Raw genomic sequence first — 13,478 nt, 5'->3', positions numbered from 1 at the left:
GCCGCGCCTTAACCATTTGTTAACGACCTGTTTCACGTGAATCAGGCAGAAATGCCTTAATGATTCGGACCCGGGTCAAAGGCCTTTGCTATCATGTATCTGGAAACGGAACGGCTGATCCTCCGTCCCTGGCAAGAGGATGACCGGGAGCCGTTTGCCCGGCTCAATGCCGACCCCGAAGTGATGCGGTATTTTCCTTCCGCGCTGACGCGGGAGAAAAGCGACGCCTTGATCGATATTGCCCGGGAAAGAACGCGGGAAGACGGCTTCTGCTTTTCGCCGGTCGAGGAAAAGGCGACGGGACGCTTCTTAGGTTTCGTCGGTTTGTCTCGGCCGCGCTATGCCAGCCCGCTGCCGTTCGACCCATGCATTGAAATCGGCTGGAGGATGGACCGCTCCGTATGGGGACAAGGCTATGCCACGGAGGCAGCGAGGGCCTGGATTGGATTCGGGTTCGAAACCTTGGGGCTTAATGAAATCGTCTCCTTTACAGCCGTGCCGAATCAACCCTCCCAACGGGTGATGCAACGCCTCGGCATGCGGCGAAACGCGGAGGATGATTTTTTTTCATTCGGCGATCGAGCCGGGACACCTCCTGGCGCTGCATGTGCTTTACCGGCTCTCGCGGACCGACTGGACGCGTGGCCTTACGATATGACAGTCAGGGCTTCTTCCAGTTCCTTGCGTCTCGTGATCGGAAACGAGCAGGCACCTTCGCGGCAGAGATAGACCGTCGTCTTGTCCTCAAGCGCATTCTTGCCCTTGGCCGGATGATCTTCCGGCAAGTCATCGGTCGATTCGAGAACGAGACAATGAAGTGCCGGGTCGACGGTCTTCGAAAGCACCTTCAGGAAAGGATTCGGATCCGAACCGCTTGGCCCGACGATCACCGCGAGCCGGCCATTGGTTCGGGTGTCGAAGGCTGTCAACAGGGATGCGGTCGCAAAGACGTTCTTCGGAATGTCTGACGACAAGGCGATCAGGACCTTGTCGGCCAGGTCCCGGTACTCGGTCTTTCCTGTGAGTATGTAGAGTTTGGCAAAGGCGAGGGCAGCCATGGAATTGGGGTTGGGCGTTGCCTCGTCGGCGGACGTCACCGGACGCACGATCAGTCCTTCCGCATCGGCCGCCGTCAGATAAAACGCCCCTTCAGCCGTCTGGTAGTCCTCGACCAGAGCCTTTCCGAGCTTCTCCGCATTGGCGATGTAGGTCATGGCCTCTTCGGGACAGGTCTCGGCCAGGGCGAGCGCTGCATTCATCATATTCGCGTAATCGGAGGCAAAGCCCGGCAGGAGCAGACGGCCCGCGCGCCAGGAATGGCCCAGATGACCGTCATGCATCATGGTTTCCATGACGAAGTCATAGGCGCTCTGTGCGGCCTCCAGACATGATTCACGTGAAACAAAACGCGCTGCACGGGCAAGGGCAGCGATCGTTAGGCCGTTCCAGTCGGCGAGGATCTTGTCGTCCAGGCCGGGCCTGATGCGGCCACTGCGGCGCTCAAGGAGCTTCTTCCGCAACCGGGCAAGGCGAGCCTCCTCCTTTGCTGACAGGCTGGGAGCCTTCAGGCGGTTGAGGATCGTGACGCCTTCCCAGTTGCCGCCCGGCGAAACGTCATAGGCCTTGGCGAAAAGAGCGGCGTCTTCCTCGCCGAGAACATCCGCAATTTCGTCCGCGGTCCAGACGTAGAATTTGCCCTCGACACCTTCGCTATCTGCGTCGAGGCTTGCGGCAAAGGCGCCGCCCTCCATACGCATCTCGTCCAGGAGCCAGCCGACGGTCTCCTCGATTCGGTTTCGAAACAGGTCTTCGCCGGTTGCGAGGTAAGCGGTGACGAGATGGTCGAGATACTGGCCGTTGTCGTAGAGCATCTTTTCGAAATGGGGAACGAGCCAGAGATGGTCGACGGAATAGCGGGCGATGCCGCCCTTCAGGTGATCGTAGATGCCGCCGTTGCCGATCTGTCTCAACGTATGGAGGAAGGTCTCCTTGGCCTTGTCGTTTCCGGCCCTGAGGCCTGTGCGCCAGAGGAGGTCCAGAATAGAGGCCTGGGGGAACTTCGGAGCGCCCTTGATGCCGCCATGCTCGGGATCGTAGAGCGACAGAAGCCGTTCGCCGGCGGCCATCATCAGGCTTCGGTCGATGGGAGCGGTGGGTGTGATTTCCGTCTTCAGGGCTTCCAGCAGGCCGGAGCGGTTGGTTTCGATTCGTTCCCGATCCGTATGGAAGGTGCGCGACACGGCTTCCAGCATGTCGACGAAGGCCGGATGTCCCCACTTGGCCTCTTTCGGATAATAGGTGCCGCCCCAGAACGGTTCGCCGTCCGGCGTGAGGAACATGGTGAGCGGCCAGCCGCCCTGTTCCCCCAGCGCATGCAGCGCCTTCATATAGATCTGGTCGATGTCGGGACGTTCTTCACGATCGACCTTGATATTGATAAAGAGGCGGTTCATGACTTCCGCGGTAGAGGCATCCTCGAAGCTTTCATGGGCCATGACGTGACACCAGTGGCAGGCCGCATAGCCGACCGACAGCAGGATCGGTTTGTTTTCCGCCTTGGCCGCGGCAAGGGCTTCCGGGCCCCAGGGATACCAGTGGACCGGGTTGTCCTTGTGCTGGAGCAGGTAGGGGCTGGTGGAACGTGCCAGGCGGTTTTCGGTCATCGGAAAGGGGATCTTTCTGGTTGGCGGAATCGGTTAGGTTCTCTCTGGAACAAGAAGGTAGTGAAGCGGACGGGCAGGGCAAGCCGTTTCAGGGGTGAAGGTCCGGTTCCGCTTCAAGCAGGTTGGTGGTGAATGGCTGAAACGATCTTTGCGCTTTCAAGCGGTGCGGTCCCGTCCGGCGTCGCGGTGATCCGGATTTCCGGGCCCGACGCCATTGATATCCTGCGCCTGATTTGCGGGGACGTGCCGGAGCCCCGATTTGCCGCCGTCCGGGAGCTCTGCGATCCGGTGACCGACGACATGCTGGACGAGGCCCTTGTCCTTGTCTTCGAGGGACCGGCAAGCTTTACCGGAGAGGATGTGGTCGAGCTGCAGTGCCACGGCGGTAGGGCCGTTGTCGCGGCCGTGCTCGAGGTGCTGTCCCGCATGGACAATTGCCGGCCGGCGGAGGCGGGGGAGTTCACCCGTCGCGCCTTCGAGGCCGGACGGATGGACCTGACCGAGGTGGAGGGACTGGCCGATCTGATTGCGGCTGAAACCGAAGCCCAACGAATCCAGGCGCTGCGCCAGATGGGTGGAGCACTCGGTGAGCTCTATGATGACTGGCGGGACCGGCTGATCCACATGCGGGCGATGATCGAGGCGGACTTCGATTTCGCCGACGAGGAGGATGTGCCCGGCAGTGTCGCGGACGAGATCTGGGCCGAGGGACAGATCCTGATCAACGAGATCGGGGGTCATCTGGCGAGGTCCAGAAGCGGAGAGCGACTGCGGAGCGGATTGCAGGTCGTCCTCATGGGCGCGCCGAACGCCGGCAAGTCGAGCCTACTGAATGCCATCGCCGGACGGGATGTCGCCATCGTGACCGAGGAAGCAGGGACCACCCGGGACGTGATCGAGGTGCATCTGGACCTCGAAGGCTATCCGGTCACCCTGGTCGATACGGCGGGGCTGCGGCAGACGGAAGGCGTGGTGGAGCGGGAAGGGATCCGGCGCGCACGGGAGCGCGGAGAAACGGCGGACCTTATTTTATGGGCCGTCGAGCCTGGCGGGATCGAAGCGGATGATCCGGAAGCCGGTTTGCCGGCCACCATTCATGAATGGGTTCCGGTCTGGACGGTTCGGACGAAGACCGATCTTGAGACTCTTCCGGAACGAGACTCTTCCGGAACAATCCTTGAAATTCCTTGTTCTGTTAAATCGGCAGGCGGAATGGAGCCGTTGTTAAACCGGCTTTCGAGTTTCGCCAAAGAAACGATCTCCATTGGCGAGGAGCCGCTGGCGACCCGTCAAAGGCACCGCCATTACCTGATCGAATGTCAGCAGGCCTTGTCCGATGCCCTTGCCAGTGCCGGTCTGCCGCTGGAACTTCGTGCCGAGGATCTGCGCCGGGCGGCGGATGCGCTTGGGCGGATCACCGGGCGGATCGATGTGGAGGATCTGCTCGATGTGATCTTCCGGGACTTCTGCATCGGCAAGTGAGGTGTTTCACGTGAATCACTTTTCCTAAGGAATCCAAGGATCGATTCTGAACCGGAACGTGTTTCACGTGAATCATTCATGAGGTTCGACATTGGAAGAATCTGCCCCCGGTTAACGGAGGCGGGCGGGTGCCGTTTGTCTTTGACCTGAATTCCCGGGACCCTTATAAGGTCGCCAAAGATTGGCGCCACTTAGAAGGCGCGTTCATTTCCTGTCCGGCCTGATATGATAAAGAGGCGCGCAGGATGGTTTCTAAAAAGAGAGCGTGAGGCGGTTCGAGAGCAGATGGATCTCGGGCACGGTGACAATGATGAGCGAACAGAAGCTGACATATGATGTGGTCGTGATCGGTGGCGGTCATGCCGGCTGCGAGGCGGCGGCGGCTTCCGCGCGCTTAGGCGCACGCACCGCTCTCGTCACCCATCGCTTCGATACCATCGGGGTGATGTCGTGCAATCCGGCAATCGGCGGTCTCGGCAAGGGCCATCTCGTCCGCGAGATCGATGCGCTCGACGGGCTCATGGGCCGGGTCGCCGACAGGGCGGGGATTCAGTTCCGGCTTCTCAACCGGCGCAAGGGTCCGGCCGTTCGCGGGCCCCGGGCCCAGGCCGACCGCAAGCTTTACCGTGAAGCCATGCAGGCGGAAATTTCGGCGATCGAAAATCTCGATGTGGTCGAAGGCGAGGCGCATCGTTTCGTCTATGACAATGGCCGCATCGTTGCCGTAGTCCTCGCCAACGGCGGGGAAATTTCCTGCGGCGCAGCCGTGCTGACCAGCGGTACCTTCTTGCGCGGACTGATCCATATCGGAGATAAAAAAATCCCGGCGGGGCGATCGGGCGAGGAGCCTGCGATGGGCCTGTCGCTGTCGCTCGAAGAACTGGGTCTGCAGCTCGGCCGCCTGAAGACGGGCACGCCGGCACGGCTCGATGGCCGGACGATCAATTGGGATCTTCTCGAGGAGCAGCCGGGCGATGAGGATCCGGTGCCGTTCTCGACGCTGACGGACAGGATCACCACGCCGCAGGTGCCGTGTCATATAACCCGGACCACGCCTGAGACCCATCAGATCATCCGGGACAACCTGTCCCGCTCGGCCATGTATTCCGGCGAGATCAAGGGGCGGGGGCCGCGCTATTGCCCGTCGATCGAGGACAAGATCGTCCGCTTCGGCGATCGGGACGGCCATCAGATCTTTCTGGAGCCGGAGGGGCTGGACGATCATACCGTCTATCCGAACGGCATCTCGACCTCGCTTCCAGAAGATGCGCAGCTTGCCTTTTTGAAGACCATCCCGGGTCTGGAGAAAGTCACGGTGTTCCAGCCGGGTTATGCCATCGAGTATGACCATGTCGATCCGCGCGAGCTGAAGCAGACCCTGGAACTGCACAAATGCGACGGCCTGTTCCTGGCCGGTCAGATCAACGGGACGACAGGTTATGAGGAAGCCGGTGCGCAGGGGCTGGTTGCCGGACTCAATGCGGCGCTGAAGGCGTCGGGTGGCGATCCGTTTACGGTCGATCGCAGCCAGGGCTATATCGGCGTCATGATCGACGATCTGACGACGCGCGGCATCACCGAACCCTATCGCATGTTTACATCGCGCGCCGAATACCGCCTGTCGCTCAGGGCGGACAATGCGGATCAACGGCTGACGCCACTCGGTATGGACCTCGGCTGTGTTTCAAAGACCCGACGAATCGCCTTCGAAACGAAGCTGCGTGCCATCGACGAGGCTCGGGCTCTGCTGATGTCCCTATCGGTCACGCCGGCCGAAGCGGTAAAGAAGGGGATCCCGATCAACCAGGATGGCATCCGCCGGACTGCTTTCGATCTGCTGTCCTATCCGGACATGGACTACGATCGTCTGACAGAGCTCTGGCCGGAGCTGGGTGAGATTGAAAAGGACATAGCCGAGCAGGTGGCGACGGACGCGCTTTATGCCGTTTATCTGGAGCGGCAGGCGGCCGACATCGAAGCCTTGAAACGGGACGAGGCCCTGGCGATCCCGGAGGACTTCGATTTCAATGCGCTGGCGGGTCTTTCCAACGAGGTGAAGCAGAAGCTTGAAACGGTCCGGCCATCCACGCTGGCCCAGGCGTCGCGCATGGAAGGTATGACGCCTGCGGCGCTGACCCTGCTTCTGTCTCACGTCAAACGCCTTCAGCCGCGCAAAGGTGCGGCTTGATGGCAAGGGTGCCCGAGCTGAACCACACTGCACAGATTGTGCATAAGTATGGGGATGTTTCACGTGAAACTGTGGAACGCCTGCAGATCTATGTCGACCTGGTCCTGAAGTGGCAGCCGGCGCAGAACCTGATCGCGCCGTCGACCATTCCCGATATCTGGGTCCGGCATGTGGTCGACAGCCTGCAGACCCAATGGAACTTTCCGAGTGCGAAGACCTGGGTGGATATCGGCAGCGGCGGGGGCTTTCCCGGTATCGTTACGGCCATTCTGTTGGCCGATGTGCCGGACGCCCATGTTCATCTGATCGAGAGCAACCAGCGCAAGGCCGCCTTCCTGCGCACGGCCCTGCGCGAGACCGGGTCAAAAGGCACGGTCCATCCGGGAAGAATCGAATCGGTTGCGAAAGAATGGCGCCAAGGCCCGGTTGATGCCGTCTCCGCCCGCGCGCTTGCCTCGCTGGATCTGTTATTGAAGCTTTCAGAACCGTTTACGAGGCAAGGGGCGACCGCTGTTTTCCACAAAGGTCAAGATTTTCAACGGGAGATTAACGAAGCGTCTCACACTTGGACATTCGATCTGGTAGAAAAGAAAAGTCTCATTGATCCAACGAGCCGGATGCTTCTTCTTTCCAATATTTCCGCCCGGCCTAACCAGGAAGGTGTCGCCTGATGAGCATGCTTCCAGAGTCTCCGCGTGTGCTTGCTCTCGCCAATCAGAAAGGCGGCGTCGGGAAAACCACGACAGCCATCAATCTGGGAACCGCGCTTGCCGCAATCGGCGAAAAGGTTCTGGTCATTGACCTCGACCCGCAGGGGAACGCATCCACAGGCCTGGGGATCGAGCGCCGGGACCGCGGTCTTTCGACCTACGATGTCCTGAGCGGCGACTGTTCGCTGGAAGAGGCGATCAAGGACACGGCCGTCCCGCGGCTGTGGGTTGCGCCGTCGACCATGGATCTGCTCGGCCTCGAACTGGAAATCGCCTCCAGTGGTGACCGGGCGTTCCGTCTGCGCAATGCCATCGAGCAGTTCACCCGGTCCGATCTGTTTCACGACGCGGGCTTTACCTATGTTCTGGTCGATTGTCCGCCGTCCCTGAACCTGCTGACGATCAACGCGCTGTCGGCTTCCCATTCGATCCTGGTGCCGCTGCAATGCGAGTTCTTCGCGCTTGAAGGCCTCAGCCAGCTGCTCAGCACCGTCGAGCAGGTGCGTAATGCGCTCAACCCGGAACTGACGATCCACGGCATCGTGCTGACCATGTACGACAGCCGCAACAACCTCTCTAGCCAGGTGGTCGCGGATGTGCGCGAAACCATGGGGGATGCGGTCTACGAAACGATCATTCCGCGCAACGTCCGCATTTCCGAGGCGCCGTCCTACGGCAAGCCGGCCTTGCTTTACGATCTGAAATGTTCCGGCAGCCAGGCTTATCTTCGCCTTGCATCGGAGATTATCCAGCGGGAACGCGAGCTGCGGCGGGTTGCGGCCTGACCGCAGCGACAAATGAATCGGATCCGAATTGACCCAAGGGTGCTCAGCCCTTGGACGGATCGGAAGGTATCTAAATAACTTATTGAAATAAAAAGAAAAACAGGTGCGGCATGGCGGATGAAGGCGGCAAGAACAAACGTTTGGGGCGCGGTCTCGCGGCTTTGATCGGCGAGGCGGCTCCTACTCCGGGATCCGCACCTGAACGGACGCCGCCGCGGGATACTCGCAAGGTGCCGATCGAGCACCTGGAGCCCAACCCGCGCAATCCTCGCAAGACCTTTACCGAAAAGGACCTGGCGGATCTGTCGGAATCCCTTAAGGCAAAGGGGATCATTCAGCCGATCCTGGTTCGGCCGGCGGCGGGAAAGACAGACCGCTACGAAATCATCGCCGGCGAACGCCGCTGGCGGGCGGCCCAGCGGGCAGGGCTGCACGAGGCGCCGATCATCATCCGGGACGTGACCGATCAGGAAGCGCTCGAGATTGCGATTATCGAAAACGTCCAGCGCGCCGATCTCAATCCGATCGAAGAAGCCATGGGCTACGAGCAGCTGACGGCGGAGTTCGATTACAGCCAGGGACAGCTTGCCAAGGTGATCGGCAAGAGCCGCAGCCATGTGGCCAACACCATGCGCCTGCTGAAACTGCCGAATTCGGTCAAGGATTACCTGGCCGAGGGGCTTTTGACCGCCGGCCACGCCCGGGCGTTGATCACCGTCGACGACCCGGCCGCTTTGGCAGAGATTATCGTCGAAAAAGGCCTGACCGTGCGCGACGCGGAAAAGCTCGCCCAGGACCCGGAAGCCCTGACGAAACTGAAGGGCGGTGCGAAGACGTCTGCGGCCAAGGCGGACAAGGATGCCGATACCAAGGCCCTGGAAAAGCGCCTGACCGACACTCTGGGCCTGAAGGTGTCCGTAGGACACAAGCCGGGCAAGGAGTCAGGCGATCTCAAGATCAAGTACACGTCGCTGGAACAGCTTGACGAGCTGTGCCGCAAGCTGGGCGTCGAAACCCGCTAGGCCTTGAATCCCAAGACTCGATTCGCAGCCGTAACTACTCTGCGAAGCCGGGTTGGGGCTCGAATAATGCCTCCAATACCAATCGTCATGCCATGGCTCGACCATGGCATCCATGCCGGTACTTCTCCATTGAGAACAGCTTTGCCGTAGGGCAGGAAAACGCCATGGATGCCCGGATCTCGTCCGGGCATGACGGCAGAGAATTTGGCTAATCCGTTACCGCCGCCGGCCGCGGCTGGCGGCGACGCGGCCCAGGACCAGGAGCGTTTCGGAGAGGACGGGAACGCCGAGGGCTGCGTTCAGGCGGGACACGCGCATGGCTTCGGCCAAGCGCTCCATGGCCTTTTCCAGATCCGCTGACGACCAGATCTGGATCTGGCGGGCAAGACCCGCCTTTCGCTTGAAGAACACAGGCGGGCGCTGACTGTCGACGATCTGGGTGGCGTTCCTGCCGCGGTCGAGATCGGCGCGCATGCGGTGCAGGTCCTGAAAATGCTTCAAGGCCCGTCCGGCAATCACCGAGGCATTGGAACCGGCCGCCGTCAGGCGTTCCAACCCGTGGTCGAGCGTTGCAAGGTCGCCGAGGGCGGCGGCGTCGATCAGCTCGGACAGCTCGAACGCCGAAGCGTCGCCGATAATAGCCTCCACGTCGTCACTGTCGATCTTGCCCTTGCCGAGCGCGTAGAGGCAGAGTTTTTTCAACTCGCCGCGGCTTGCCATGCGATCGCCGCCGAGAAGGCCGTGCAGGGCCGCGCGTGCCTCCCGTGTGATCGTCAGGTTCGCTTCGCGGGTTTCCTGATCGATCAGGTGATCGATGCTGCGTTCGGTATCCGCGTAACAGGGCAGGGCATAGGCCTTCCTGTCCGCCTCGATCAGCTTGCGCAGGCCGGCGCCCTTCTTGAGATCGCCGGCCTCCAGAACGATCAGGGACGGGCAGTCGTCGAGCTTCAGAACCGGTTTCAGGGCACTATCGAGCGATTTTCCGCCGGTATCGCGGATCCAGATGATCCGCCGGCCGCCGAAGAGCGGAACGGTCAGGGCTTCGTCGATCAGCCGCTCCGGATCGGAGGCGACATCGGCGCCGTCGAGCTTGATCAGATTGAACGGATCGTCGTCGCCCTCGGAGGCCTTTGCGACCAGGCTCGTGGCCCGTTCCGAGACAAGACCCGTATCCGGCCCGTAGATCAGCACGACGCCGCCATGGGCCGGCGGCTTGGCAAGGAACCTGTCGATGTCGGTCGCCTTGAGTGCGGTCATGACCTACGACCTGGTTGCGAAATATCCGGCAATCCGGGCCTGGATGTCCTGGGCAACGGCCTTTGCGGCGCGCGATTCGGCATCCTTTTTTGCTCGGAGATTGGCAAAACGCTGGTTGGAGAAATCGTAGGACGCGGTGGCGAACGACTTGCCGGTCATCAGCGTCTTGTTGGTCGCGATATCGCTCAGGACGAATGTGGTGTTCATCGTCATGGTATAGGCTGCCGGCACGTCCGAAAGCTGTTCCACACCGACTTCCGAGGAGGCCAGATCCATCAGGATCTTGAGCCGGTAAAGCTTGTCGGCCCGGTCGGCCCCGCGTTCGAAATTGAACGTCAGTTCGTTGTAGAGGACCCGGGCAGCGTCCTCGTCCGCGTAACGGTCGCTGATCGGGTCGATATCGATCGCCGCCAGCTCGGCCGGAACCGCCTGCCCGCCGGGGGTGCTCATGGTTCCATAGAGCGGACGGACCTGGCAGCCGGCGGCAACGCCGCCGGCCAGTGCCGCGGAGAGTGCGACGTGCAGGAAGCTGCGGCGACTTCGATCAATTCCATCAGGCGACGACATTCACAATCCTTTGCGGCACCACGATAATCTTGCGGGGTGCGCGGCCTTCCAGCACACGCTGCACGAAATCCAGCTGCAGAGTAGCCGCTTCGACCGCCTCTTTGGAAGCGTCTCTTTGAACGGTGATCTCGCCGCGCTTCTTGCCGTTGATCTGGATCGGCAGGGTGACGGTGTCGTCGACCAGCAGGCTTTCGTCGACGGCGGGCCAGGCGGTTTCGGAAATCAGGCCTTTCTGCCCCAGCGCCTGCCAGCATTCCTCGGCCAGATGCGGCATCATCGGCGCCATCATCTGGGTCAGGTATTCACCGGCCTCGCGCACCGCATAGGCCATGTCCGGGCTATCCACACCGTCGTGAAGCGCCTTGCCGATCTGGTTGACGAACTCGTAGATGCGGGCGACCGCACGGTTGAAGCCGAGCGATTCCAGGTCCTTGGAGACGGCGGCGAGCGTCTTGTGCGTCGCGCCGCGCAGGCCCGCGGCTGCATCGGAAAAGGCGGGAGCCGCACCGCGCGGGCCGGTCTTTTCGGCAATGTCGCCGATCAGGCGCCAGACGCGCTGGACAAAACGCCAGGAGCCCTGGACGCCTTCCTCGGTCCAGATCACGTCGCGTTCGGGCGGGCTGTCGGACAGCATGAACCAGCGGGCGGTGTCCGCGCCGTAGGTCTCGATGATATCCGTCGGATCGACCGTGTTCTTCTTCGACTTGGACATCTTCTCGATCGAACCGATCGTGACTGGTTCGCCGGAAGAGATCATCGTGGCTGAGCGGGTGCCGTCGACGTCCTCGATTTTGATTTCGGCGGGAGAGACCCATTGACCGTTCGCACCGTCGCCGAGGCGGTAGGTCTCGTGGGTCACCATGCCTTGGGTGAACAGGCCCTTGAACGGCTCTTTCAGATCGAGCGCCCCGACCTTCTGCATCGCGCGGGTGAAGAAGCGCGAATAGAGCAGGTGAAGGATCGCGTGCTCGATGCCGCCGATATACTGATCGACCGGCAGCCAGTCGTTGGCCGCCTTCGGATCGGTCGGCCGGTCGCAACGCGGTTCGGTGAAACGGGCGAAATACCAGGACGAATCCACGAAGGTGTCCATGGTGTCGGTCTCGCGCCGCGCCGCCTTGCCGCATTTCGGACAGGTGGTGTTGCGCCAGGTCGGATGACGGTCGAGCGGATTGCCCGGCTTGTCGAAATTGATGTCGTCGGGCAACTGAACCGGCAGGTTCTCGTCTTTTTCGGGAACCACGCCGCAGTCGTCGCAATGGATCACCGGGATCGGGCAGCCCCAGTAGCGCTGGCGGGAGATGCCCCAGTCGCGCAGGCGGTAGTTGACCTGCCGGGTGGCCTGAGGCGCGCCGTCGATCGTGATGGCCTCGAGCTTCTTTGCCACGGCTTCCTTGGCGTCGGCGATCGACATGCCGTCCATGAAGCCGGAATTGAAGATCGCGCCGTCGTCGGTAAAGGCTTCGTCGCCGATTTCGAAGGTTGCCGGATCGGCGTCCTTCGGCAGGACGACGGGCTTGACGGGCAGACCGTATTTGCGGGCGAAGTCCAAGTCGCGCTGGTCGTGGGCCGGACAGGCGAAGATCGCGCCGGTGCCGTAATCCATCAGGATGAAGTTGGCGACATAGACCGGCAGCTCGATGCTGTCGTCCAGCGGGTGCTTGACCCGCAGACCCGTATCGATGCCTTTCTTCTCCGCCTTTTCGATGGCTTCCTCGGACGTGCCGATGCGGCGGCATTCCTCGATGAAGGCCTTGAGCTCCGGATTGGTCTCCGCCAGCTTCGCCGAGATCGGATGATCCGGCGACAGGCCCATGAAGGAGGCGCCGAACAGGGTGTCGGGACGGGTGGTGAAGATTTCCAGCACCTTGTCGCCGGTCGGTGCCGGCGTGGTGAATTCGAACCGCACCCGCAGGCCTTCGGACCGGCCGATCCAGTTCTTCTGCATCAGACGGACCTTGTCCGGCCAGCGGTCGAGGGTGTCGAGCGCTTCCAGCAGGTCTTCGGAATAATCGGAGATCTTGAAGAACCACTGGGTCAGTTCGCGCTGTTCGACCAGGGCGCCGGAGCGCCAGCCGCGGCCGTCGATCACCTGTTCGTTGGCGAGCACGGTCATGTCGACCGGGTCCCAGTTCACTTTCGCGTTCTTGCGGTAGACGAGACCGGCTTCCAGGAACTGCAGGAACAGGCGCTGCTGCTGGGTATAGTATTCCACGTCGCAGGTGGCGAACTCGCGGCTCCAGTCCAGCGACAGACCCATGATCTTGAGCTGGTCGCGCATGAAGGCGATGTTTTCATAGGTCCAGTCCTTGGGATGGACCTTGTTCTGCATGGCCGCGTTTTCCGCCGGCATGCCGAACGCGTCCCAGCCCATGGGATGGAGAACGTTGAAGCCCTTTGCACGCTTGTAGCGGGCAACCACGTCGCCCATGGCATAGTTGCGCACATGGCCCATATGAATGCGGCCCGACGGATACGGGAACATTTCAAGGACGTAGTATTTCTCGCGCGGATCGTCGTTGTTGGTGACGAAGACGTTCTTGTCGTTCCATGTTTTTTGCCAGCGCGCTTCGACGTCGCGTGCGTTATAGCGTTCCGTTGCCATCAATGTTGCCGTTATCTCGCGCTGTTTGGGAGGGCGCTTGGTTCTTCGGGAGTGTTGATTAAACCAGAATGGTGTTGCCGGACAGTCACCAGAAATTTCCGTTCCGGTCAACATGCTACGGCAAAAACCGGCTGCAAACGGACGGTTCTTGCCGCAAATGGCAGACAAGCTTGCATATTTGCATCGGCAGCGCCTATCA

10 protein-coding genes are annotated in these 13,478 nt (G+C 61.2%); 6 read left to right on the top strand and 4 right to left on the bottom strand.

Going from position 1 to position 13,478, the window contains the following annotated elements; genetic code table 11:
• Window positions 1–93 precede the first annotated feature (93 nt).
• Entirely contained in the window at window positions 94–729 is a 636-nt protein-coding gene (locus tag HK439_RS09720; RefSeq protein ID WP_328804130.1) for a GNAT family N-acetyltransferase, read from the top strand.
• Here HK439_RS09720 and HK439_RS09715 read toward each other — a convergent pair.
• Complete coding sequence (locus tag HK439_RS09715; RefSeq protein ID WP_190291208.1) at window positions 648–2,663, bottom strand: thioredoxin domain-containing protein; 2,016 nt, start codon at window positions 2,661–2,663, stop codon at window positions 648–650. The genes HK439_RS09720 and HK439_RS09715 overlap by 82 nt on opposite strands.
• Window positions 2,664–2,795: 132 nt before the next feature.
• Here HK439_RS09715 and mnmE point away from each other — a divergent pair, with 132 nt between their 5' ends.
• The 5 genes from mnmE to HK439_RS09690 all read left to right on the top strand — a co-directional run bounded on the left by mnmE (window position 2,796) and on the right by HK439_RS09690 (window position 8,850).
• Complete coding sequence (gene mnmE, locus HK439_RS09710) at window positions 2,796–4,145, top strand: tRNA uridine-5-carboxymethylaminomethyl(34) synthesis GTPase MnmE (protein WP_190291207.1); 1,350 nt, start codon at window positions 2,796–2,798, stop codon at window positions 4,143–4,145.
• 307 nt (window positions 4,146–4,452) lie between these two features.
• Window positions 4,453–6,333: a tRNA uridine-5-carboxymethylaminomethyl(34) synthesis enzyme MnmG gene (gene mnmG, locus HK439_RS09705; protein ID WP_209011684.1), complete on the top strand. Its 1,881-nt coding sequence runs from the start codon at window positions 4,453–4,455 to the stop codon at window positions 6,331–6,333.
• Window positions 6,333–7,004: a 16S rRNA (guanine(527)-N(7))-methyltransferase RsmG gene (rsmG, locus tag HK439_RS09700; RefSeq protein ID WP_190291205.1), complete on the top strand. Its 672-nt coding sequence runs from the start codon at window positions 6,333–6,335 to the stop codon at window positions 7,002–7,004. Before mnmG ends, rsmG begins: the two co-directional genes overlap by 1 nt.
• The gene (locus HK439_RS09695; protein ID WP_190291204.1) at window positions 7,004–7,828 is read left to right on the top strand and encodes a ParA family protein; all 825 of its coding nucleotides are present in this window, start codon (window positions 7,004–7,006) and stop codon (window positions 7,826–7,828) included. The genes rsmG and HK439_RS09695 overlap by 1 nt, the downstream gene beginning before the upstream one ends.
• 110 nt (window positions 7,829–7,938) lie before the next feature.
• Entirely contained in the window at window positions 7,939–8,850 is a 912-nt protein-coding gene (locus HK439_RS09690; protein ID WP_190291203.1) for a ParB/RepB/Spo0J family partition protein, read from the top strand.
• Between the two features lie 216 nt (window positions 8,851–9,066).
• Here the strand turns inward: HK439_RS09690 and holA are convergent, their stop codons facing one another.
• From holA to leuS, 3 genes are read right to left on the bottom strand one after another with little or no spacing between them, the layout of a single operon-like run.
• Entirely contained in the window at window positions 9,067–10,107 is a 1,041-nt protein-coding gene (gene holA, locus HK439_RS09685; protein ID WP_190291202.1) for a DNA polymerase III subunit delta, read from the bottom strand.
• A 3-nt stretch (window positions 10,108–10,110) separates the two neighbouring features.
• Complete coding sequence (locus HK439_RS09680; RefSeq protein ID WP_190291201.1) at window positions 10,111–10,674, bottom strand: hypothetical protein; 564 nt, start codon at window positions 10,672–10,674, stop codon at window positions 10,111–10,113.
• Window positions 10,661–13,279 carry a leucine--tRNA ligase gene (gene leuS, locus HK439_RS09675; RefSeq protein WP_190291200.1) on the bottom strand — a complete coding sequence of 873 codons (2,619 nt, stop codon included), beginning with the start codon at window positions 13,277–13,279 and terminating at the stop codon, window positions 10,661–10,663. The genes HK439_RS09680 and leuS overlap by 14 nt, the downstream gene beginning before the upstream one ends.
• Window positions 13,280–13,478 lie beyond the last annotated feature (199 nt).

The sequence above is a fragment of the Roseibium aggregatum genome, from assembly GCF_014692675.1.
Taxonomy (GTDB): Bacteria; Pseudomonadota; Alphaproteobacteria; order Rhizobiales; family Stappiaceae; genus Roseibium; species Roseibium aggregatum_C.
Note: the sequence above shows the minus strand (reverse complement) of the source record. Positions and strands in the feature narration are given on the sequence as shown.